The sequence below is a fragment of the Micromonospora noduli genome, assembly GCF_003264475.1.
Lineage (GTDB): Bacteria > Actinomycetota > Actinomycetes > Mycobacteriales > Micromonosporaceae > Micromonospora > Micromonospora noduli.
This window is the reverse complement of sequence record NZ_PYAC01000021.1, coordinates 67645-88978: the sequence shown is the minus strand read 5'-3', so window position 1 is coordinate 88978 and position 21334 is coordinate 67645. Positions and strand designations below refer to the sequence as shown.

21 protein-coding genes and 1 tRNA gene are annotated in these 21334 nt (G+C 69.9%); 7 read left to right on the top strand and 15 right to left on the bottom strand.

Going from position 1 to position 21334, the window contains the following annotated elements:
* Positions 1 to 266 precede the first annotated feature (266 nt).
* A complete protein-coding gene (locus MED15_RS21160) occupies positions 267 to 641 on the top strand; it encodes a hypothetical protein (protein ID WP_112583985.1) in 375 nt (124 codons plus the stop codon).
* A gap of 340 nt (positions 642 to 981) precedes the next feature.
* On the opposite strand, the gene MED15_RS21155 is transcribed toward MED15_RS21160, so the two are convergent.
* Genes MED15_RS21155 through MED15_RS21120 form a run of 8 tightly spaced genes read right to left on the bottom strand, consistent with a single transcriptional unit; the run spans position 982 to position 10700 of the window.
* A complete protein-coding gene (locus MED15_RS21155; protein ID WP_112736741.1) occupies positions 982 to 1677 on the bottom strand; it encodes a SanA/YdcF family protein in 696 nt (231 codons plus the stop codon).
* A gap of 19 nt (positions 1678 to 1696) precedes the next feature.
* Positions 1697 to 3514, bottom strand: coding sequence for a Stk1 family PASTA domain-containing Ser/Thr kinase (pknB, locus tag MED15_RS21150; RefSeq protein ID WP_112601213.1), 1818 nt, complete (start codon positions 3512 to 3514; stop codon positions 1697 to 1699).
* Positions 3511 to 4920, bottom strand: coding sequence for a serine/threonine-protein kinase (locus tag MED15_RS21145; protein WP_112583982.1), 1410 nt, complete (start codon positions 4918 to 4920; stop codon positions 3511 to 3513). Before MED15_RS21145 ends, pknB begins: the two co-directional genes overlap by 4 nt.
* A gap of 1 nt (position 4921) precedes the next feature.
* A complete protein-coding gene (locus tag MED15_RS21140) occupies positions 4922 to 6427 on the bottom strand; it encodes a peptidoglycan D,D-transpeptidase FtsI family protein (RefSeq protein ID WP_112699485.1) in 1506 nt (501 codons plus the stop codon).
* Positions 6424 to 7917, bottom strand: coding sequence for an FtsW/RodA/SpoVE family cell cycle protein (locus MED15_RS21135; RefSeq protein WP_112736739.1), 1494 nt, complete (start codon positions 7915 to 7917; stop codon positions 6424 to 6426). Before MED15_RS21135 ends, MED15_RS21140 begins: the two co-directional genes overlap by 4 nt.
* 30 nt (positions 7918 to 7947) lie before the next feature.
* A complete protein-coding gene (locus tag MED15_RS21130) occupies positions 7948 to 9423 on the bottom strand; it encodes a PP2C family protein-serine/threonine phosphatase (RefSeq protein ID WP_112583979.1) in 1476 nt (491 codons plus the stop codon).
* Positions 9420 to 9905, bottom strand: a complete 486-nt coding sequence (locus MED15_RS21125; protein WP_030487599.1) for an FHA domain-containing protein FhaB/FipA — start codon at positions 9903 to 9905, stop codon at positions 9420 to 9422. The genes MED15_RS21130 and MED15_RS21125 overlap by 4 nt, the downstream gene beginning before the upstream one ends.
* A 6-nt stretch (positions 9906 to 9911) precedes the next feature.
* Entirely contained in the window at positions 9912 to 10700 is a 789-nt protein-coding gene (locus tag MED15_RS21120) for an FhaA domain-containing protein (protein ID WP_007454122.1), read from the bottom strand.
* Between the two features lie 206 nt (positions 10701 to 10906).
* Between MED15_RS21120 and MED15_RS21115 the strand changes: the two genes are divergently transcribed.
* From MED15_RS21115 to MED15_RS21105, 3 genes are all read left to right on the top strand, one after another.
* Positions 10907 to 10992, top strand: a tRNA-Leu gene (locus tag MED15_RS21115).
* A gap of 64 nt (positions 10993 to 11056) precedes the next feature.
* Positions 11057 to 12172 carry an NAD-dependent epimerase/dehydratase family protein gene (locus tag MED15_RS21110; RefSeq protein WP_181518397.1) on the top strand — a complete coding sequence of 372 codons (1116 nt, stop codon included), beginning with the start codon at positions 11057 to 11059 and terminating at the stop codon, positions 12170 to 12172.
* Complete coding sequence (locus tag MED15_RS21105) at positions 12169 to 12975, top strand: WecB/TagA/CpsF family glycosyltransferase (RefSeq protein WP_112584015.1); 807 nt, start codon at positions 12169 to 12171, stop codon at positions 12973 to 12975. Before MED15_RS21110 ends, MED15_RS21105 begins: the two co-directional genes overlap by 4 nt.
* A 245-nt stretch (positions 12976 to 13220) precedes the next feature.
* Here MED15_RS21105 and MED15_RS33250 read toward each other — a convergent pair whose 3' ends face one another.
* Entirely contained in the window at positions 13221 to 13760 is a 540-nt protein-coding gene (locus tag MED15_RS33250; protein ID WP_146754736.1) for a hypothetical protein, read from the bottom strand.
* Positions 13761 to 13996: 236 nt separating this feature from the next.
* Positions 13997 to 15553, bottom strand: coding sequence for a S8 family peptidase (locus MED15_RS21095; protein WP_112736737.1), 1557 nt, complete (start codon positions 15551 to 15553; stop codon positions 13997 to 13999).
* Between the two features lie 217 nt (positions 15554 to 15770).
* Between MED15_RS21095 and MED15_RS21090 the strand changes: the two genes are divergently transcribed.
* Positions 15771 to 16370 (top strand): hypothetical protein, encoded by a 600-nt coding sequence (locus tag MED15_RS21090; RefSeq protein WP_112736735.1) that lies wholly within the window; start codon positions 15771 to 15773, stop codon positions 16368 to 16370.
* Here MED15_RS21090 and MED15_RS21085 read toward each other — a convergent pair.
* From MED15_RS21085 to MED15_RS21075, 3 genes are all read right to left on the bottom strand, one after another.
* Complete coding sequence (locus MED15_RS21085) at positions 16338 to 16736, bottom strand: hypothetical protein (RefSeq protein WP_112732997.1); 399 nt, start codon at positions 16734 to 16736, stop codon at positions 16338 to 16340. The two genes, MED15_RS21090 and MED15_RS21085, sit on opposite strands and share 33 nt — an antisense overlap.
* 211 nt (positions 16737 to 16947) lie before the next feature.
* Positions 16948 to 17169 (bottom strand): DUF397 domain-containing protein, encoded by a 222-nt coding sequence (locus MED15_RS21080; protein WP_091396369.1) that lies wholly within the window; start codon positions 17167 to 17169, stop codon positions 16948 to 16950.
* Positions 17139 to 18020, bottom strand: coding sequence for a helix-turn-helix domain-containing protein (locus MED15_RS21075; protein ID WP_091396372.1), 882 nt, complete (start codon positions 18018 to 18020; stop codon positions 17139 to 17141). The genes MED15_RS21080 and MED15_RS21075 overlap by 31 nt, the downstream gene beginning before the upstream one ends.
* A 625-nt stretch (positions 18021 to 18645) precedes the next feature.
* Between MED15_RS21075 and MED15_RS21070 the strand changes: the two genes are divergently transcribed.
* Both MED15_RS21070 and MED15_RS21065 read left to right on the top strand, forming a co-directional pair.
* Entirely contained in the window at positions 18646 to 18930 is a 285-nt protein-coding gene (locus tag MED15_RS21070) for a hypothetical protein (RefSeq protein WP_091396374.1), read from the top strand.
* Positions 18931 to 19028: 98 nt separating this feature from the next.
* Positions 19029 to 19490, top strand: a complete 462-nt coding sequence (locus tag MED15_RS21065) for a hypothetical protein (protein ID WP_112583974.1) — start codon at positions 19029 to 19031, stop codon at positions 19488 to 19490.
* A 7-nt stretch (positions 19491 to 19497) separates the two neighbouring features.
* Here MED15_RS21065 and MED15_RS21060 read toward each other — a convergent pair whose 3' ends face one another.
* Positions 19498 to 20373, bottom strand: coding sequence for a PASTA domain-containing protein (locus MED15_RS21060; RefSeq protein ID WP_112736732.1), 876 nt, complete (start codon positions 20371 to 20373; stop codon positions 19498 to 19500).
* A gap of 160 nt (positions 20374 to 20533) precedes the next feature.
* The gene (locus tag MED15_RS21055; RefSeq protein WP_112583972.1) at positions 20534 to 21220 is read right to left on the bottom strand and encodes a PASTA domain-containing protein; all 687 of its coding nucleotides are present in this window, start codon (positions 21218 to 21220) and stop codon (positions 20534 to 20536) included.
* Between the last annotated feature and the right edge of the window lie 114 nt (positions 21221 to 21334).

Here is a 21334-nt window from a genome sequence, read left to right as displayed (position 1 = left end):
ATCAGGTTCACCAGCAAGTCAGACCTCGTCGAGGGGCGCGCTCGACCATCCGCAGGCCCAAGGCGGGTTTCGTAGCGAACCCGACGCGGGCTGCGATGCCGGCTTCCTTGCGGCCGGCGAGGTCGTCGCACCGGCCACGGGCAACTAAAATCGATCACCGTCCACTATGCTTGGTCGGGCCTGCGGTATAGCGCTCACGCGAGTGGGCCGAAGTTGCTGCGAGCCCAATTCGGGGCATGGCAGAAAAGCAAGGAGACGGGGGAATCATGATCAATTCCAGAAGAGTCGGTCTGACGCTCACGGCGCTGCTGACAGCGCTAATGCCTGCGGTCATCGTCGCCGGGGCGGGGCCTGCCCAAGCCGCCGGCAGCTGCGTGCAGCAGGGAGATGACAGGGGCTGCATTGCGCCTGTCGACGGCCTGCACCAGGTGTCGGCGTGCGACAACGAGGCCGACGGGCATGGCGTGTACGTGGAGGTCGACTGGACCGACGCTGCGCAGAACGAGACGGTCGGGGACGGGAACGGCTCGGCCGCCGGGTGCGGCACCGTGCGCTACCTCGATGCGCCATACCGCTATCGGGTCTGCGAATCGGTCACTGGCCCCGACTACTGTTCAAGCTGGGTCAACTACTACGGATGACACCTGCGAGAATGGGCCATCCCCTCGCCGTAGCTTTGTTGCAACCGACTACAGCCTGTGTTGAAGTCGGCAGCAGTATCTAAACTGATGTGACTTGTCAGTGTCGAAGATCGAGGTGTAGCGAGGTCTCCGGTAGACGGTTCAGCAACAGTGTTGAATCCCAACCAGGAGGCCTCGCGCACACCCTCAGGCCGTGTCCTCAAAGGTCCACAACCATTGCAGTAGCGGGGCAATGGCGACGGCAGCCTTGCACGAGGTCGCGGTCTTGTCGTAGCAGGTTCCGCAAGCATCCGGTCGAATGTGCCATTAAAAGCCCACCTGCGGAAACGGGTAAGACCGTTCAGCCACGCAACGCGTTCTGGACCGCAGGATTCGCAGGCGAGCGCACCGCAGGCGGTCGGTCGCGCACCGCGTCCCAGGCCGCCTTGCCACTGGCGAAGTAGTCCCGAACCGACTTTTCGGCGAGCAGAGCGGCACCACAGCCGTCGCAGCGGGCGGCCACCCCGTCGACGTCGAGCCCCAGCTGCCGGCACAGCGTCACCGCCCGGGACAGGTGGTACGACTGGGTGACAATCAGCGCCCGCTCGACGCCGTACACCTCGCGCGCTCTCGCGCAGCTGTCGTAGGTGTCCAGGCCGAACGGGTCGGCCACCACACGACGCCTGTCGACACCGCGCTCGGCGAGGTACGTCGTCATCACCGCCGGCTCGTCGCCGGACGCGCCGCCGCCGTCGCCCGACACCAGGACGACAGTGGCCCGCCCGCTGGTCACCAGTTCGGCGGCGGTGTCCAGGCGGCCGGCGAGACGGTCACCCGGCCGCTGACGGTCGGCTGCCACCTCGGTGCCGAGCACGATCACCACGTCGGCGGCGGGCGCGTCGGCGGCGGCGTACAGGTGGCCGCGTGCGGCGAGCGTCGTCCACAGCCACGGGGAACTGGCGAGCACCAGCACGACGAGGCCCGCGACGGCCAGCCGGCGCAGGCGTCGAGGCCACCGCCGTACCGCCCCGACCGGGGACGATTCGGTCTCGGTCATGCCGATGCCCGCGGGTGGCCTAGTCCTGGGGCCGGCTCGGCGGGGGCGGGAACGGCAGACCGATGCCGCCCCCGTTGCCGGGAGTTGTCGGCGTGCCCGTCGGCGTGCCCGTCGGCGTCACGGTGGGCGTCGGGTCGGTCTCCGGCTCGGGAATGCCGATCTCGATGGTGACCGTCTTGTTCCTGGCCAGTTCGGTGCCCCCCACCGGGTTCTGCTTCTGGACCCGCCCGGCCTGATCGGCCGGCACTTCCTCTCCGTCCTTGAACGAGACCTTGTAGCCCGCCTCGCGGAGCTCCTCGGCGGCCTCGTCCCGAGTGGAGTTGACCACGTTGGGCACCTTGTTGACGTTGCCCCGGGAGACCTCGACGACAACCTTGCTGTCCGGCGCCACAGTCGTCCCCGACGGCGGAGACACCTTGATGACAATCCCCTCCTGAGCGGGGTTGTCAACCGGCTTCTCCTCGACCCGCAACCCGAGGTCATCGAGTTGGCGCTTCACGTTCTCGATCTGGGAGTTGACCAGGCCAGGGGGGATCTTCACGTCCGGCTTGCCGTCGCAGATCTGGATGGTCACCGTGTCTGCCGGCTTCAGCTGGGTGCCCGCGGCAGGACTCTGCTTGGCGACGGTGCCCTTGGTGCAGTCGTTTGCCAAGACCGCCTCGCCGACCTGCGGCTTGAATCCGAGGTTGTTGATCTCGGTGACCGCGATGGCCTGGGTCTTGCCGGTGAGGGTGGGCACCGACTTCAGGTCCTTGTCCTGCTGCATGTTCCAGAGCAGGGCGGCGACCAGGGCGATCACCGCGAGTACGCCGACCGCGCTGAACATCGCGATCAGCCAGGAGGACGCCTTGCGCTGACGGGGGTCGCCCACCCGGGCCGGGATCTGCCCGGTCTGCGGCCCACGGCCCGAAGCCGGATAGCCGCCCCCGCCACCGGCCGGGGCCATCGCCACCGTCTCCGCCTCGCGCAGCACCGGGGTGGCCAGCACGGGCCGGCCGGCGGCGGCGCGGAGCAGGTCGGCCCGCATCTCGCCAGCGCTCTGGTAGCGGTTGAGCGGGTTCTTCGACAGCGCCTTCAGCACGATCGCGTCGACGGCCGGGGTGACGTCCGGGTTGATGTCGCTCGGCGTAGGCGGCGTCTCCCGTACGTGCTGGTACGCGACGCTGACCGGGCTGTCCCCGACGAACGGCGGGTGCCCGCAGACCAGCTCGAAGAGCACGCAGCCGGCTGCGTACACGTCGGAGCGCGCGTCGACGGCCTCGCCGCGTGCCTGCTCCGGGGAGAGATATTGCGCCGTGCCGATGACCGCACTGGTCTGGGTCATGGTGGTCGCACCGCTGGCCAGCGCCCGGGCGATGCCGAAGTCCATCACCTTGACCTGGCCGGTCTGGGTGAGCATCACGTTGCCGGGCTTGATGTCCCGGTGGATAATGCCGTGCCGGTGGCTGAACTCCAGTGCGGCGCACATGTCGGCGCAGATCTCCAGCGCGCGGCGCGGTTGCAGTCGCCCCTCGGCGCCGAGGACCTCCTTCAAGGTCCGTCCGTTGACGAACTCCATGACGATGAACGGCAGCGTCTCACCGGTCGGCGCGGTCTCCTCGCCGGTGTCGTAGACCGCCACGATGGCCGGGTGGTTGAGTGACGCGGCGTTCTGCGCCTCCCGACGGAACCGCATCTGGAACGTCGCGTCCCGGGCGAGGTCGGTGCGGAGCATCTTGATCGCGACGTCCCGACCGAGCCGGAGATCGCGACCACGGTGCACCTCGGCCATGCCGCCATAGCCGAGCAGCTCGCCGACCTGGTACCTGCCACCGAGCAGGCGGGCCTGCGCTGTCATCGCGTCTGTCGTCCTTCGCTCGTCGTCGTCCCGCCGTCGTCCGGCTGGAGTCGTACCTCTCGACGGTACGACGTCCGGGTCGGATCGTCGCGCCCGTCGAGTCGTAGCGCGCCGGACGCCACGGTGCGCGGCGCCAGCCCGGCGGATACACCGGCCTGCGACTGCTTCCGGAGGTTGTAGGAAATCACGCCAGAGCAGAGCAGGACCAGCACGGCCAGCAGGATGGCGAGAAGCACCATTCCAGGCCGGGACCGCTGGGGCTGGGGTGACGGCGTCGCCGGGCCGGCCTGCCGGACGTACGCCGGCGGGTGTTCCTGCCGGGGTGGCCCGGACGGCACCGCTGCCGCACCGCGTGGGTAGCCGTTCGGTGCGCCCTGCGGCCGAGCGGGCTGAACGGCCGGCGCGACGGCGGTGGGGCGTGGCTGTTGGGCGGGTGCGATCGCTGTCGGCCTCGCTCCGGCCACCGGCGGGCGGGCAGTCGGCGGTCGCATCTGGTGCGCCTGCGGCACCTGGGCCCGGCCGGGCGCGGCGGGTGAGGCGGGCGCCGCGGAGACCGGCCCGGAGTTGCCGGCGGCCCGGGCCTGCTGGGAGAGCGCGGCCTTGAGCTGACGGGCGACCCCGGCGAGTGCGGCGGCGCTCGGCCAGCGGGCGGCCGGGTCCTTTGCCAACGCCCGTTCGACAAGGGCGCGCACCTGCGGAGGAATGTCGGCCGGCAGTGGCCGGGGCGTCTCCCGGACGTGCCGCATCGCGATGTCGAGGGGGTTGTCGCCCTCGAACGGCCGCCGACCGGCCAGGCACTGGTAGGCGACCACGCCGAGGGCGTACACGTCGGACGCCGGGGTGGCCACGCCGCCGGTGGCCTGCTCCGGTGAGATGTACGAGGCGGTGCCGAGCACCGAACCGGCGGCGGTGAGCTGGCCGACCATGTCGGAGCGGGCGATGCCGAAGTCGGTGAGCACCAGCGTGCCGTTCGGCCGGACCAGTAGGTTGCCCGGCTTCACGTCGCGGTGCACGATGCCCTTCTCGTGGGCGGCGTGCAGCGCGTCGGCGGCCTGCGCGACGAGGGCCATCGTCCGCGCCGGGGTGAGCCGGCCGACCCGGCTCAACGTGGACGACAGGGCGTCACCCTCGACGTACTCCATGACCAGGAAGGCGATCTGCTGGTCGTTGCCGAAGTCGTAGACGTCCACCACGCCGGGATGGTTGATGGTGGCCATGGTGCGAGCCTCGCCGCGGAACCGCTCACCGAAGTCCGGGTCGTCGAGCAGGGCGGGGAGCAGGCTCTTCACCGCCACCGTCCGGCCGAGCACCTGGTCGGTGCCGCGCCAGACGTCGCCCATGCCGCCGCTGGCGATCCGCTCGTCGAGACGGTAGCGGTTGCCGAGCCGCACACCGGGGCTGAGCATGTCAGCGACCCCCTGGGTCGGCGATGGCGGCCTTCATGATCTGGCCGGCGATCCGAGCGGCCTCGCCGCTACCGCCGGGGCCGGCCTGCTCCAGGACGACGCAGACAGCGGAGACCGGGTTGCCGTTCTTGTCCAGGGCGAAGCCGATGAACCAGCCGTGGTCGGGCCGATCCGGGGCGGACTGGGCGGTGCCGGTCTTGCCGCCGACCGTGTAGCCGTTGATCGCGGCCTTCCGCCCGGTGCCCTTCTGCACCACGCTGACCATCATCTCGCGCAGGTCGGTGGCGACCTGCGGCTCGACGGGCTGGCGCAGCTTCCGCGCATCGGCAGTGTAGTAGCTGGTGGTCCGGTCGGGAGCGAGCAGCTGCCGCACCAGGTACGGCCGCATCTGGCTGCCGTTGTTGGCGATCGAACCGGCGATCATGGCGCCTTCGAGGGGCGTCATCCGAACGTTGTTCTGGCCGATCGAGGACTGGGCCAGTGCGGCCGGGTCGGTGCTGCCGTCCTGGTTCTGCATGGTCCCGGTCCGACTGGCAGCCGTGGGCAGGCCGCCCTCGCCGAGCTGGCCAACGGTCAGGTCCTCCTGCTCGAAACCGAACTGCCGGGCCTTCTCCTTGACAGTCTCGGCGCCGAGCCGCACACCGAGCTGGGCGAAGCCGGTGTTGCACGACTCGGTGACCGCCTCCAGCAGGGTGACCTGCCGAGTCGGGCAGATCGACGGATCGGCGTTGCGGATCGGGGTGCCCGAGGTCGGCGGGGTCCAACTGGAACTGGCCGGGATCTCGGTCGTCTTGGTCACGCCGTTCTCCAGTGCCGCCGCCGCCACCACGATCTTGAAGGTGGAGCCCGGCGGCAGCGTCTCGGCCAGCGCGCGGTTCTTCAGCGGTTCGGCCGGGTCCTTCTCCAGCTTGTTGTACGCCGCCGCTGCCTCGTTGGTGTCGTGGCTGGCCAGCGGGTTCGGGTCGAAGCTCGGCATGGAGACCAGCGCCTGGATGGCACCGCTGCGCGGGTCGATGGCGATCGCCGCGCCCCGCTTCGCACCCACCTCGTTGTTGCGCAGCTGGTCGTACGCCACGTCCTGGGCCCGCTTGGAGAGTGTGAGCAGCACGTTGCCGCCGCCGGTGTCGTCGCCGGTGAACATGTCCTTCAACCGGTCGCCGATCAGCTGGTCGCTGGTGCCGGCCAGGAAGTCGTTCTCCACCTGCTCGATGCCCTGGTCGGCCAGGTTGACCGGCTTGTAGCCGAGCACGTGGGCGTACTTGGCGCCGCTGGGATAGGTGCGCCGGAACTTCAGGTTGCCGGTGGTCTCCTTGCTCGTGGCCACGGCCGTGCCGCCAGCCTCGATGTTGCCGCGCTTGCGGTCGTACTCGGCGACCTGGACCCGACCGTTGTAGTCGCTGGTCCGGTATTCGTCCGCCTTGTAGGCCTGGATCCAGTTGAGGTTGGCGAAGAGCAGACCGAACAGGACCATGACGACGACGCCAACGCGGCGCAGGGGTGCGTTCACGGCTTGATCACCTCCGTGGGAGCACCGTGCAGCTGCTCGGGCGGGCCGCCGCTGGGACGAGCCGCCTTGCCGCCGCCTCCTCCGGTCACCGGTCGGCGGGCGCCGTCGGAGACCCGCAGCAGCACCGCGATGAGCAGCCAGTTGGCCATCAGCGACGACCCGCCGGCGGACAGGAACGGGGTGGTCTGACCGGTCAACGGGATGAGCTTGCTGATCCCGCCGACGATCACGAAGACCTGGAGGCCGAGGGTGAACGCGAGACCGCCGGCGAGCAGCTTGCCGAACGAGTCCCGTACCGCGAGCGCGGCACGCAGCCCGCGCTCCACGATGAGCAGGTAGACGACCAGCAGCGCGGACAGGCCGAAGAGGCCGATTTCCTCACCGATGCCGGCGAAGATGAAGTCGTTCTGCACCTCGGGCAGGATCTCCGGCTGACCGCCGCCCGGCCCCGCACCGAAGAGCCCGCCAGTGCCCAGGGCCAGCAGGCCCTGCACGAGTTGGTAGCCCTTGTTGGTCGGGTCGGCGAACGGGTCGAGCCAGATCTCCGCCCGCACGTAGAAGTTGGCGAACGGCCCGCCGACCGTCGAGCCGAGGACGTAGGCGAGGTACGCGCCGCCGAAGAAGAGGACCAGGCCGATCAGCAGCCAGCTGACCCGTTCGGTGGCGATGTAGAGCGTCACCACGAACATGCCGAAGTAGAGCAGCGAGGTGCCCAGGTCCTTCTCGAAGACCAGCACCAGGACGCTGATCAGCCAGACGCCGACCACCGGACCGAGGTCGCGGCCACGCGGGAAGTCGATGCCGAGGAAGCGCCGGCTGGCCAGCGACAGCACCTCACGCTTGCGCACCAGGTAGTAGGCGAAGAAGACCAGCAGCGCCAGCTTGGCGAACTCACCCGGCTGGATGGAGAAGCTGCCGACCCGGACCCACAGCTTCGCGCCGTTGATCTCGGAGATGCTCGACGGCAGCACCGCCGGGATCATCACCAGCACGATGCCGGCCAACCCCAGGGTGTACGCGTACCGCGAGATCGACCGGTGGTCGCGCATGATCGCGAGCAGGGCGGCGGCGAGGATCACCGCACCGAGCGTCCAGGCCAGCTGACGCCCGCCCTGCCCCGCGAAGACGGCCAGGCTCTCCCGCTCGGCCACCGGGGCGTCGCCCAGGTCGATCCGGCGCAGGAAGCCCACCCCGAGCCCGTTGAGCAGGGCCACCGCCGGCAGCAGCGCCGGGTCGGCGAACGGGGCGAGGAACCGGATGACCAGGTGCAGGCCGAGGAAGACCGCGCCGAGCGCGGCGGCCGGCATCCAGAAGTCCGGGGTGACCGTGTCCAGCAGGTTCGCCTCGACGGTCGCCCCGTACGCGGCCACCAGCGCCATCGCGAGCAACAGCAGGTACAGCTCGGCGTTGCGGCGCGACCGCGCCAGGCGTACGCCGGATTGCTCGCCCGCGGTGGCGGGCGAGGGTGCCGGTGTGGCCGCTACGGTCACGGGTGGGGTCCTCAGGATCTCAGCCGACGCTCACTCAGGAGACCGGCAGCCGGCCGGGTCGAGCGCCGGCGTGGCCGAGTCGGAGGGCGTGACGTCGGGTGTGGTGGTCGCGCCGGCCCCACCGAGAGCGGTGGTGGCACCGGCGGTCGGGCTTGCGCTGACGACCCCGTTGGGGGTCGGCGACGCGTTGGCGCTCGGGCTGCCGTTCGGGGTCGGCGTCGAACCGACCGGGGTCGGCGTCGGCGTCGGCGTGTTGACCCCGGCGGCGGTCGGGTCGAGCGGGCAGAGCGGCTTCAGGTTGGGGTTGCTCGGCGTGTCACTGGTCAGCTCGGCGAGCTGACGCTCGGCGTCCGGCTCACTCTTGGCCCTGATGCCGACCTTGACGGTGTCCTGTGCGGCGACCGTGAGGTCGTCCAGCCGGGTGCCGCTGCGGCGGTGCACGCTGGACAGGTCCATCCCGGCGATCTGACCCTGGACACCGCGGAAGACGGCAACCTGGCCCTCTTCGGTGGCTCCCACGTAGTACTGCCGCTGGGTGTAGGTCCAACCACCGAACGCCGCACCGCCGACGATCACCAGCAGGGCCAGCGCCATGGCGGCGGTCCGGACCGGGCGTCGCTTGGGCCGGTCGGCGTCATCGTCGGAGGCCGCCGGCTCCTCGGGCGCGGCCGGACGCGGCGCGGAGAGCGCCGAGGCTCGGGCGGCCGGAGTCGAGTCGTCGGCGGAGGTCGCCATGCCCCGGTCCCGGGCGGCGGCGCCGCCCACGATCGGGGTCGCCTCGACGATGTCCTGGTCCGTGGCGTCGGCGATGATCACCGTGATGTTGTCCGGCCCACCGCCGCGCAGCGCGAGCTGCACCAGCCGTTCGACGCACTGCTGCGGGTCGGTGTACTCCCGCAGGGTCTCGCCGATGGTTTCGGCGCTGACCACGCCCGAGAGGCCGTCGCTGCAGATCAGGTACCGGTCGCCGGGCATGACCTGGCGGACCGAGTATTCCGGGTCGATGTCCCGACCGTCGAGGGCGCGGGTGAGCAGCGACCGCTGCGGGTGACTGCTCGCCTCCTCGGCGCTGATCCGGCCTTCGTCGACCAGCATCTGGACGTAGGTGTCGTCCTTGGTGATCTGCGCGAACTCGCCATTGCGCAGCAGGTAGGCCCGCGAGTCGCCAATGTGGACCATCCCCAGCTTGCTGCCGGTGAAGAGGGTCGCCGTCAGCGTGGTGCCCATCCCCTCCAGCTGTGGGTTGGCGTCCACCGTGTCGCGGAGTTGTTGGTTGGCGGTGCCCACGGCCGAACGCAACGCATCGACGAGAGCGTCCCCCGGGACGTCCTCGTCGAGCGGCGCCATGGCACCGATGACGATGTTGCTGGCGACGTCACCGGCGGCCATACCGCCCATGCCGTCGGCAACGGCGAGTAACCGCGGCCCGGCGTAGACGGAGTCTTGATTGCCGTCTCGGATCAGACCGCGGTCGCTGTGGGCCGCATAGCGCAGGGTCAGAGTCATGGCCGTAATTCGAGGGAAGTGCGGCCGATCCGGATCGGCACGCCGAGGGGGACGGGGGTTGGTCCGGAGACCTTAGCGCGATCGAGGTACGTGCCGTTAGTCGAGCCGAGGTCCTCGACGTACCACTGCCCTTCACGCGGCACGAGCCGGGCGTGTCGCGCGGAGGCGTAGTCGTCGGTGATGACCAGGGTGGAGTCCTCAGCCCGACCGATGGTGATCTGCGCTTCACCGAGAGTGATTTTGGTGCCGGCCAACTGACCGGCCGTCACCACCAGTTGATGCGCCGCTCTGCCCCGTTTCACCTTCGCTGGCTTGGCCGCCTGCCCCGTCGAGGCGCCCACGGCGCGCGGCGCGGCCACCAGACGACCGGACCGGGCGCCCGCGAAGAGGTCCCTGCGGATCACACCGACCACCGTGAACACGAAGATCCACAGCAGGATCAGGAACCCGAACCGGGCAACGGTGATGACCAGTTCCGGCAAGGCGGGTCAGCCGTCCACGCGGAAGGTCAGCGTCGTCGTCCCGAGCTGGACCATGTCACCGGGGTTGAGCGCGACGGCGGAGACCCGCTGCCCGTTCACCATGGTGCCGTTGGTCGAACCCAGGTCGGTCAACACGACCTGGCCGCCGTCGAAATCCAGCCGGGCGTGTCGCCGGGAGATGCCGACGTCGGGCAGACGCAGGTTGGCCTGGTCGCCGCGACCGATCACCGTCGACCCCATCTGGAGGGGGTAGGTACGCCCGTCGCCGGAGACCAGCCGCACGTTGCGACCGCCACCGTGCCCGGGCGGCGGGCCGTAGCCACCGCCCTGGTCGTACGCGGGGTAGGCGGGCGGGCCGGCGTCGTAGCCGGGCGCCGACACCGGGGCGACCTCGCCACCGGTGTAGACCTCGGCCGTGACACGGAACATGCCCGTGTCCAGACCCTCGCCTCGCTCGATCTCGACGATCACGTCGCCGTAGACCGTCCACGCCTGCTCGCCGATGAACTCCGCCTGCGACTGGGCCAACTCCTGGGCCAGCGCGGCGGCGTACGGCGCCAGCCGACTGTGGTCGAACGGCGAGAGATCGATCACGTAGCGGTTGGGCACCAACGTGCGCCCACCGGCCAGGATCGCCTTGTGCGCCTCGGCCTCCCGCTGCATGGCGTTGAGGATCTCCACGGGGTGGACCACCCCTTTGAAGACCTTGGCAAAGGCCCCTTCGACCAGGCCTTCCAGACGCTTCTCGAAGCGTTGCAGCACGCTCACCGGCTCCTCCTCGGGTCCCGAGGACATGATGGTATCCGGCCGGCGCGCGCGCAGCTCACACGCCGCTCGGCCGGCTGCTCTCGACCCGTTCGGAAGGGCCGCGACTGTCGTGCTAATCTTTCGTCCGCCACGAACGGTAATGGCTCGTGGCGAGCGCCAGGGACAGCGTAGTATTCCCGAGGCCCGTTGGAGACAGCGGGGCCGGGCGGCTAGAGTGTTCCGGGTTGTGCCACGGGGATGTGGCGGAATGGCAGACGCGCACGGTTCAGGTCCGTGTGCCCGAAAGGGCGTGGGGGTTCAACTCCCCCCATCCCCACCACCGACGAGGGCTCCGCTTTATGCGGGGCCCTTCCGTCATATCGGGGCGTGCTGGACGTCACGCTATGCTCCGATGGATTCTGCCTCCGATGGACCAGGAGTGGCGTGTGAGTGTCGCGTTGGTGACAGGGTCGGGTGGTCTGATCGGCTCCGAGGCGGTCCGGCATTTCGCCGGCCTCGGTCTGGATGTCGTCGGCATCGACAACGACATGCGCCGGTACTTCTTCGGCGAGGACGGCTCCACCTCGTGGAGCCTGGAACGGCTCGGCCGTGACCTGGGTAACGCGTACACCCACTTCGCGGTGGACATCCGGGACCGGGACGGCCTGGAGCAGGTGTTCAAGAAGTACGGCTCGGACATCGCCGTGGTGATCCACAGCGCTGCCCAGCCGAGCCATGACTGGGCAGCCAAAGAGCCGTACACGGACTTCGACGTGAACGCCGGCGGCACGCTCAACATCCTGGAGAACACCCGCCGGCACGCGATCGACGCGCCGTTCATCCACTGCTCGACCAACAAGGTGTACGGCGACCGGCCCAACAGCCTGCCGCTCATCGAGCTGGAGACCCGGTACGAGCTGCCCGAGGACCACCGCTGGTACCAGGGCATCACCGAAGAGATGTCGATCGACCACTCGCTGCACTCGGTCTTCGGCGCCTCCAAGGTCGCCGCGGACGTGATGGTCCAGGAGTACGGGCGCTACTTCGACATGAAGACCGCCTGCTTCCGGGGCGGCACGCTCACCGGCCCGGCGCACTCCGCAGCCGAGCTGCACGGGTTCCTGGCCTATCTGATGCGCTGCGTCATGGAGGGCCGGACGTACAACCTCTTCGGCTACAAGGGCAAGATGGTCCGGGACGCGATCCACTCGCACGACGTGCTGACCGCGTTCGAGGCGTTCTTCCGCTCCCCGCGATCCGCGGAGGTCTACAACCTCGGTGGCGGCCGGCACTCCAACACCTCGCACATCGAGGCGTTCCGGATCGCCGAGGAGATCACCGGCCAGGAGGCGCGGATCAACTACGTCGAGCAGAACCGCACCGGCGACCACCAGTGGTACGTGAGCAGCATGGCCCGGTTCGAGGCGCAGTATCCGGACTGGGAGATCACTTACGACGTGCCGATGATCCTGCGGGAAATCTACGAGGCCAACGTGGACAAGTGGGTGGCCCAGCCATGAGCGCCCGGACGAAGCGCAACGTGCTCGGCGTCCTGGTCGACGCCACCGACTACGCCACAGCGACCGACGCGGTGGTGACCGCGGCACACGAGCGGCGTCCCCTCGCGCTGACCGCGTTGGCCGTGCACGGTGTGATGACCGGGGTGCTCGACCCGGCGCACAACGCGCGGCTCAACTCCTTCGACGTGGTCACGCCGGACGGGCAGCCGGTGCGGTGGGCGCTCAACCTGCTGCACCACACCGGGCTCAGCGACCGGGTGTACGGGCCGACCCTGACCCTGCACGTGCTGTCGCGCTTCGCTGACGAGGGGCTACCGGTCTACCTGTACGGCTCGACCGAGGAGACCCTCGCCCGGTTGATCCCGGCCCTGGAGCGGATGTTCCCGGCGCTGAAGATAGCCGGGGTGGAGCCGTCCAAGTTCCGTGCCGTCCAGCCCGGTGAGGACGCCGAGATCGCCGACCGGATCCGGTCCAGTGGTGCCCGGTTGGTGCTGGTCGGGCTCGGCTGCCCGCGCCAGGAGGTCTTCGCGTACGCCATGCGGCCGCTGCTCGACATGCCGCTGATGGCGGTCGGCGCGGCCTTCGACTACCACGCCGGCCTGCTGCGCCAGCCCCCGCCGTGGATGCAGCGTGCCGGCCTTGAGTGGTTCTGGCGCCTCGGTCTGGAGCCGAAGCGGCTCTGGCGCCGCTACGTCATCCTCAACCCGGCCTACCTGAGCCGGCTCGCCGCGCAGAAGATCGGCCTGTGGAAGGCCCGCCCGCCGGCGCCGGCCACCGAGCGGCCGGCCACCTTCTCGGTCTGACCGAAGGCGTCCGGTGGCACCACCAGGGTGACCACCGGACGCCTTTACAGGCTCGACCCCGCCCACCAGGCGGCCGTGGTGCCGGGCAACAACGGCATCCCTTACTCAGACAGACCAGTAGCTTCGCGAGTCGACATTAATCCCACCCGAGCGGTCCACCGCCACCGCCCGGCTCGTTCAGATCAAGCCCCTGCTCGCACCTGTCCAATAACTCAGAGATGAGCAACCCCAATTTCTGGCAGGCATTAATATGCGCAGTTTGGCGCGTCTTTAATGTCCATGGCGTAGACCGTTTCCCCAGTTACCCGGTAATACTGGTTGGGAAACAGGCAGAAGGTCCGTGAGCCGCCGCCGTCAATAGCCGCGTAGAGCAGCACGCCATCGTCATTACGACTGTTGTAAACGTAGTTGGGGTCATAGGCCGACGAACTGAGCCGCTGATAGTACGTGTCCACGTAGCGTGCGTCTGGGTCGTGGCCAACCCATGACTCGTGGTACTGGTAGTAGCAGATGCCTGGATAGGCGCAGCCGTAGGCGGTAGTAGCCTGCGCTGGCGTCACCATGAACATGCCAGATAGAGCCACCAGCGCCGAAACAATTCCTGCGCGTTTGGCAGACAATCTAAATCTCAACCGAAACACACTCCTTGCTACCTCAAAGGAACAGTGGCTGTTGCCTTGATCGAGGCTAACAAAAGGTCCGGTTGTCCCGCAACATTTGATCCTGCGCAGACATTCCCCACCAATGACGCACAAATCCACTTCAGCTAAGACGGCATCAAGCATTGTCGGGGGCGGATCCTGTCGGGCATGGTTAATCGGCGTCCGCCAGTCCGCGGTCAGTGGAAACCGGATCGTTGTTGGCGCACCGATCCCGACCCGGGAGGATCGGCTGGCCACACCGAGCAGGAACTACCGCTACAGCACGAAAGGTTCGGGAAAGCAGCGAGGCAGTGTGGTTCTCACCCACGGCACGAGGCCCCTTCCCAAGGAGGGCGGGGGCCTCGGTCGTAGGAGACTGGTCAGACGGTCAGGGTCCAGGTGTTGATGTAGCCGGTGTCGACCGAGTAGGTGTCCCGCACCTGGAGTCGCCAGATGCCGTCGGCGGCCTCACCGGAAACGTTGGCCGTGTACGTGGCATTCACGTTGTCGGCGCTGTCCGAGGTGCTGCTGTTCTTCAGCCGGTACGAGCTGCCGTCCGGGGCGAGCAGGTCGATGACCAGGTCACCGCGGTAGGTGTGCACGATGTTCACCGCCACGGTGGAGGCCGAGGAGGCGTTGCGACCGCAGCCGGAGATGGTGATCGAGCTGGTCACCGCCGAGCCGGCGTCCGGGATCGACACGTCGGTGCCGTTGGTGCCGGTGCAGCCGGTGGGCGGCGGCGGGGTGCTGCCGGTGCCCACGTAGAGCAACAGGTTCGGCGAGCCCGAGCCGGGGTTGCTCACCACGTTGGGGGTGGCGTTGGCCACCAGTTGGTTGCGGACCTGAGCCGGGGTCCAGCTCGGGTTGGCGCTGGCCACCAGGGCCGCCGCTCCGACCACGTGCGGGGTGGCCATCGAGGTGCCGCTGATGGTGTTGGTAGCGGTGTTGCTGTTGTACCAGGCCGAGGTGATCGACGAGCCGGGCGCGAAGATGTCCAGGCAGGTGCCGACGTTGGAGAACGACGACCGGGCGTCCGTGTTGGTCGTCGAGCCCACCGTGATGGCTTCCGTGGTACGCGCCGGCGAGGTGTTGCAGGCGTTCGCGCCGTTGTCGTTGCCGGCCGCCAGGCCGTACGTGACACCCGAGGCGATCGAGTTGCGGACGGCGTTGTCCAGTGAGCTGTTCGCGCCGCCGCCGAGGCTCATGTTCGCCACCGCCGGCTTGATCGCGTTCGCGGTGACCCAGTCGACGCCGCCGATCACACCCGCGTTGGTGCCACTGCCGGAGCAGTTCAGCGCCCGTACGCCGACGAGTTGGACGCCCTTGGCCACCCCGTACGCGGACCCGCCGACTGTGCCGGCCACGTGCGTGCCGTGCCCGTTGCAGTCGTCGGCCGACCCGCCGTCCACCGCGTCGTAGCCGGACGTGGCCCGGCCGCCGAAGTCGTTGTGGGAGAACCGGATGCCGGTGTCGATGATGTAGGCGTGCACGTTGCTCGCCGTGTTCGGGTAGGTGTAGGAGCTGTCCAACGGTCGGTTGCGCTGGTCGATCCGGTCGAGGCCCCAGGAGGGCGGGTTGGCCTGCGTGCCGGAGATCGAGACGGTGTGGTTCTGCTCGACGTACGCCACCGCCGGGTCGGCCGCGATCCGCGCCGCCGCGCTCGCGTTCACAGTGACCTCGAAGCCGCGCAGCGCCGCACCGTAGGTGCGGGCCACCGTGCCGCCGTGGCGGCCGGAGAGCCGCTTCGCGGTGTCGCCGACCCGGTCCCGGGCCACGGCGCTGTCCTTGAGTACGACGATGTAGCTGTCCGGCACGGCGGTGGCTCCGCCGGCGGCCCGAACCACACCCACGGGTTCCGCGGCCAGGGCTGGGGTACCGACGGCGAGCACGGTCGCCGCGGCCACCCCGATCAGTACGGACCTTCGTGGAAGACCCATTTCCTACCTCCCTCTGACCGGCAGTGGAACGTGACCACCGGTCCCAACATCAATCGACACTCGCCGATCTAGCTGAGGGTAAGTCAGGCGTCGGGCAGTTGAACATGTCGAAACGGCCATACCTTCGAGTGATGACCCCCCTACGGGCCCGGCGTCCGGGGCGAACGGGGGACACGCCCGGATTCGCCTCGCCAGGATTCGGGAAAGACTCTCGAACATGGAGAGTCAGCTCACCATCCTGCTCCCGGTCGCCGCCGTCTGGCTGGCCGCCGGCGTCGTTGCCGACGGCCTTCCCCGGCTGCGCAACACCCGCATGCTGCGTCGGCGTACCGGATGGTTGCTGGTGCTGGCCCTCACCGGCGTGGCGCTCACCGCGGCCGTACTCGGCGGCGGGCTGCTCAGCGTCGGCACCGCGCCGGTCGACCGGGCCGCCGCCGGGCTCACAGTGGCCGCAGGCCCGGCGCTCGTGGCGACGGTCTGGTCGGTACGACGGATCCGCCGGCTGTGGGCCGGTGCGGGCGCGTTCGCCAGTGCCCCCGCCACCCCCGCGCCGCACGGGCTGCGCGCCGCCGCGGCCCACCCGCTCGTCGGGCTGCCACTCCAGGTCACCGCCCTGGCCACGGTGCCGGCGTTGATCGCCGCTGCCGGCGCCGACCTCGGAGCCGACCCCGGCGTCACCGGGCCGGCGATCACCGTGGGCGCGCTCGCGGTGATCGCCATCGGGGTCCGGCACGCGCTGCGCCACAACCGCTTCGCGGAGCGGGCCCAGCCCACCGTCGCAGGATCAGCGCGGGCGGCCGGCGCTCTGCACGTATAGCAATTCCAGGATCGACCTGGTCGCCTCGAACCAGCGGTCCAGCCAGTCCTGCGAGGGCACTGTGCCCTTCGGCGGCAACTCCATCAGCAGACCACGCAGCAATGGGTGGTCAGCCAGGGACTGGGGCGGCTCGATCGGCCAGCCCGTCGGCGGGAACGACGGCTCGATCAGCGGGTTCGGGTCCAGTGAGGGCAGCGAGAGCGGAGGATCCGTCGTCTCGGAAGCACCCTCCCGCCCGCTCAACTCCTGGTCGGTCGAGACCACCTCGGTCAGAACCGTGTCCCGACGAGCGCCGCGGTACTTGCCACCGAACCGCTCCGGCTTGGCCGGACCGGTGGTGAGGTTGTCTGAACCGATCGTCGTCATCCGTCTCGCCTACTCGCTCGGTTGCGGGTCGGTGCGGCGGGTCGTCGACCAGCGCCGTACCGACCGGTTCAACGAGACGGGGACGCTCTGGCGACGGGAATCCCGACGGAACCTCGCCGCCCCGCCGCGGCGGGGCCGTCAGCCGCGCCTACCGCGGACACGACAGAGTCCCCGTCCGGCGAACCGGACGGGGACTCCATTGACCAGTCGGTCAGACCGCGCCGAACACACCACCCCGGGTGCCGGCAACGAAGGAGTGCCAGTCACCGGGCGCGAAGACCAGGGCGGGGCCCGCCTTGTCCTTCGAGTCCCGCACTCCGACCGCCCCCGTCACGTACGCCACCTCCACGCAGTTGTCACAGTTCGGCCCGCTCTTCGAGCTCTTGAACCATGCTGCCTGCGTCAGGTCCACGGGGAACCCTTTGGTCGCCATTTCCACAACGGCTCCTCTGCCAGTTTTGCGATGTGTGCGACGGACTCCTCCGGACGTATGGCCGCAGCGCGGATGTGATCGAAGATGAAGCTGTACTTCTGTAGTTCGTCGCTCTTCTCGAGGAAGAGCCCACCCGTGGCGTTCTCCGCGTACACAACATCCGGATCACCGGGCTCAGGGAAGCTGAGGATCGTGAACGTGCCGTCCATGCCGGCATGCGCACCCACCTCGAAGGGCAGGATCTGCAGCGTCACGTTCGGCAACTCGGCCACCTCAACCAACCGCTTGAGTTGACCGCGCATCACCTCGTCCCCGCCCACCGGCCGACTTACCACCGCCTCATCGAGCACCACCCACAGATCGACCGGATCGTCCTGGGTCAATAACGACTGACGGCCCAAACGGACACGCACTCTTTGATGCACCTGATCGGCGGTGAAGTCCGGCCGAGCGGCACGGATCATGGCCCCGGCGTACTCCTCGGTCTCCAGAAGACCCGGAACGACCTGCTGTTCGTACGCCCGGATCGAACTGGCCGCCGCCTCCAGCCCGACGTACGCGCCGACGAGCACCGTGCTGTAGGGGTGCCACCAGCCCTTCTGGCGGGCCTCCCGGGCGATCTGCACGAGCTCGTCGCTCTCGGCGCCGACCACCCCGTAGATCCGCAGCATGTCCCGCACGTCGCGTGGTGTGGCAGTGGTGTGCCCGGTCTCGATCCGGGAGACCTTCGACGCCGAGCACTCCAACTGTTCGGCGACCACCTCGATGGTGATCCCGGCGGACTCCCGCTGGCGGCGCAGCTCGGCTCCGAGCCGCCGCCGTCTGATGGTGGGACTGCGCCGCTCACTCATCGCGCAACCCGTGAGTCACTGGTCCCCGCCGCTGGCTGCTCGACCCCACTCGGGCTACCTCCGGTAACGCGCCACTGGGTGACACCCGCCGGGGGCGCGACCGTCGACCGGCGAGCGTTCGCGACGAAGGGGATGGTGCCGGTCCTCGGCCGGCCGCGACGGGCGAAACCGGCCCCCAGTCTGCCGCCCGGACGCGGATGGCTTCAATAGGCCTTTCGCGCGACACGCTCACGTATCGGCAAAAGTCGACGTGCAACTTGCATCAAGCACGTCCCTGATGCAGTCTGTCCGTATGGCACGGATCACTCAGCGTCTCCGTTCGGTCCCTCGGAGTGGTGACCCCACCGCTCTGCGGAAACCGGGCACGGCGCGGGCCCGGCCGACGACAACGCGACCTGCTCCGGGGTAAGGACCCCGCCGCTGCAAGCCGGCAAGCTGCGGCGGCGGGCGCGTTCCCGGAAGCAACCGGGTGGTGGTCGGGTGGCGGCACGTCACCAGCGAGGTACGGCCCGACCACCGCCATCCGCACCACCGGTTCACGAGGCACGACCCCGTCACCGGCCGAGACGTCCCCCGTTCAGGCACCGCCGGCGCAACCGCCGGCCGATCCTCCCCAGGAGCCCATGTGCTTCCCCGCACCGGTGACGTACTGCACGTGACACGCGCGGCGAGTGTCCAGTTCCTCAGGCCGATCAAGTTCCGGGTGATCCGGGTGCTCGACTGGCCGACCTATGACGGCTGGCTCTGGCTCGACGGCTACGAGTTGAACGCCGCGGGCGACGCGGTCACCCGACGGTCGATCTTCGTCCAGCGGGAAGGGCTGCAGCAACTGCAGGCCGCCCCCGAACCCCGCCCACACACCGTGCGGGCCCGCCGCCCGGTCGCGCGTACCCCGCTCCGGGTGGGCTGACCGGCCCGAACCGCCGCCGGTGGGCGTGCCGTCGCCATAGAATCGGTACGCCCACCCCGGCACCGTTCCACCCGCTCGTCCAGGACCCTGACCCTGGGATGGTCATGGTCAATCAGCCCGCCCTGCGGCGGCACCACCGCTCCCGTATCGCCTATGCCTTCGGACTCCTCGCCCTCCTCGGGGCGATGGCGACACTCCTGGTCCTCGTCCGCGACCCGGCGATGTCGTCGACCCGGCTGACCGCACCGGTGCCCGCACCGGAGATCACCGTGCTCGACTCCGACCCGCCGACGGGCGACGGTCAGTCGGTCTACGAGGAACCCGGCTGGATCGACACCGACTCCCCGGCCGACCACGCTGGTGGCGCCGACCCGACCGGGCCGGTGTCCGGCCTTGGTGCCGGCGGCCAGTCCGACGGCCGTCAGGAACTCACCGAAGCCGCTCCGGCCGGGCACAGCGCCACGGACATCCGCCGCTCCCTCTTCTGGTCCGGCATCTTCGGCCTCGCCATCTCGCTGGCCGGCATCGGCCTTGTCGGCACCCGCCGCCGGATGTGGTGACCAGCGGTCACGGCGTGCTCGTCACAGTGGGGCTCGGCGTGGTCGGGCTCGCCCCGGTCGGCGCCTCGGCCTGCGAGATGATCAACAACACCTCGTCGTCGGTAGACACCGACGTGCCGGCCTCCGGCTCGGTTCCCACCACCGTCCCCGGTGGCAGCTCCGACGGGCGGTACACCACCCGGTAGGCCAGGCCGAGCCGAGCCAACAGCCCCTCGGCGGTGGCCTGCGGCAGGCCGGCGAGCGGTGGCACCGGCAGCTCGTCCGGCGCGTCCGTCGTCGGCGAACTGCTCGGCGACTCGCTGGTGGGCGCCGCCGACGTGGGGGCTGCGCTGGTCGGCGGGGTGCTGGGGGCACTGGTCGGCGGAAGGGACGGGGTGGACCCCGGATCGTCCGGGTCGTCATCCTGCTGGGAGCGCACCAACCAGAGCGCGCCCCCGAGCAGGGCAGCGAGCAACAGCGCCAGTACGCCCCACAGGATCGGCAACCACCACCGCCGACCACCCTGCTCCTCGACGTACCACTCACCGCCGGCGTCATCCGGTCGGGGCGAGCGCACCTCGGCCCGACCGGACCACGCCGGCGGTATCGGCGCCGTGCGGTCGGCCGGCGGACCCGGCCGGGTGCCGGCGGACCGGTCGATCGGCATGGTCTGTTCGGGCGACTGGTCGGGACGAGCCGGAACAGTCCGGTCGATCGGTGCCGTCTCGTCGGCGGCGGCTGGCGTCGGCTGCGTCGGCTCCGGGCCGTCGGCGGCGGGCCCGGTCGGGGCCGGGCGGTCGACGGCGGGCCCGGTCGGGGCCGGGCGATCAGCGGCGGAGGGCAGGGGCCGGGTCCGGTCGTCGTCGTGCTCGCCGGCGGGCGGCTCCTGGCGGTCGTCGCTCATCGCACGTCCCTTCCCGAACCCGGACGGGCGTCATGGCCCTCGACCGCCAACCTAGTCGCCCACACCGCTATCAGTGGGGATCAGCGTGCCGAGCCGCGCCGGCTGCTGTCGAGGCAGAGCGGCGGGTACCCGCCGGGAGACCCGACCCGCCGGCCCGGAATCAGGGCGTGGGTCTTGTGGTCGGCTGGTCGCCGGAATCCGCCCCACACCAGATGCTGACCTGGTCGTTCCACCGGGCCGGGCCGTCCTCGGCGGGCTCCTGCCGGTTGACCTTCCCAGTGCGTCCGCTGACGTAGCGCGGGTAGAGGCCCTCGTCGACCAACTCGTCGGCGGCATCGGCGCAACTCTTGCCGACCACGTCCGGCACCTCGGCGGCCGGCGCCGGCCCGGCGACCTGTAGCTGCACAGTCGTCCCCCGGGCGACCTCGGTGCCCACGTCCGGTGTGGTGCCCTCGACCGTACGGCCGACGCCGCCACCGAAGACCAGCCGCCAACCCAGCCGCTGCTTGCGCAGCGTCTCCCGGGCCTGCTCGAAGTCGGTGCCGATCACCGGCGGCACGGTCAGGCCGGCCCCCTTGGTCGAGGTGGCGGAGGTCTGGACCGCCGACGGTGCCGGTCGGCCGCTGCTCGGTCGGGGTGCGGCGCTCCGGCTGGTCGGCGTGCCAGCCGTGGTCGCGACGGCCAGTGGATCACCAGAGGGTGCGTCGTCCTCGCCGGCCAGCAACCAGCCGCCGGTCGCGCCCACCGCGGCGAGCAGCACCGCCGCCAACCCACCACCGAGCACGACGCTGGCCCGGCCCGCACCGCCACCGGCGGCACCCTGCTGGCCCGTGTTCGTATCCGTCATAACGCCCACCGCCTCATCACCGGCGACCGTACCGCCCGCCGCCCAATCCGCCGCACCGGCGGTCCATACCGGCGGGTCGTTGCGACTCGCCGCGCCGACGACGGGACGTTACGC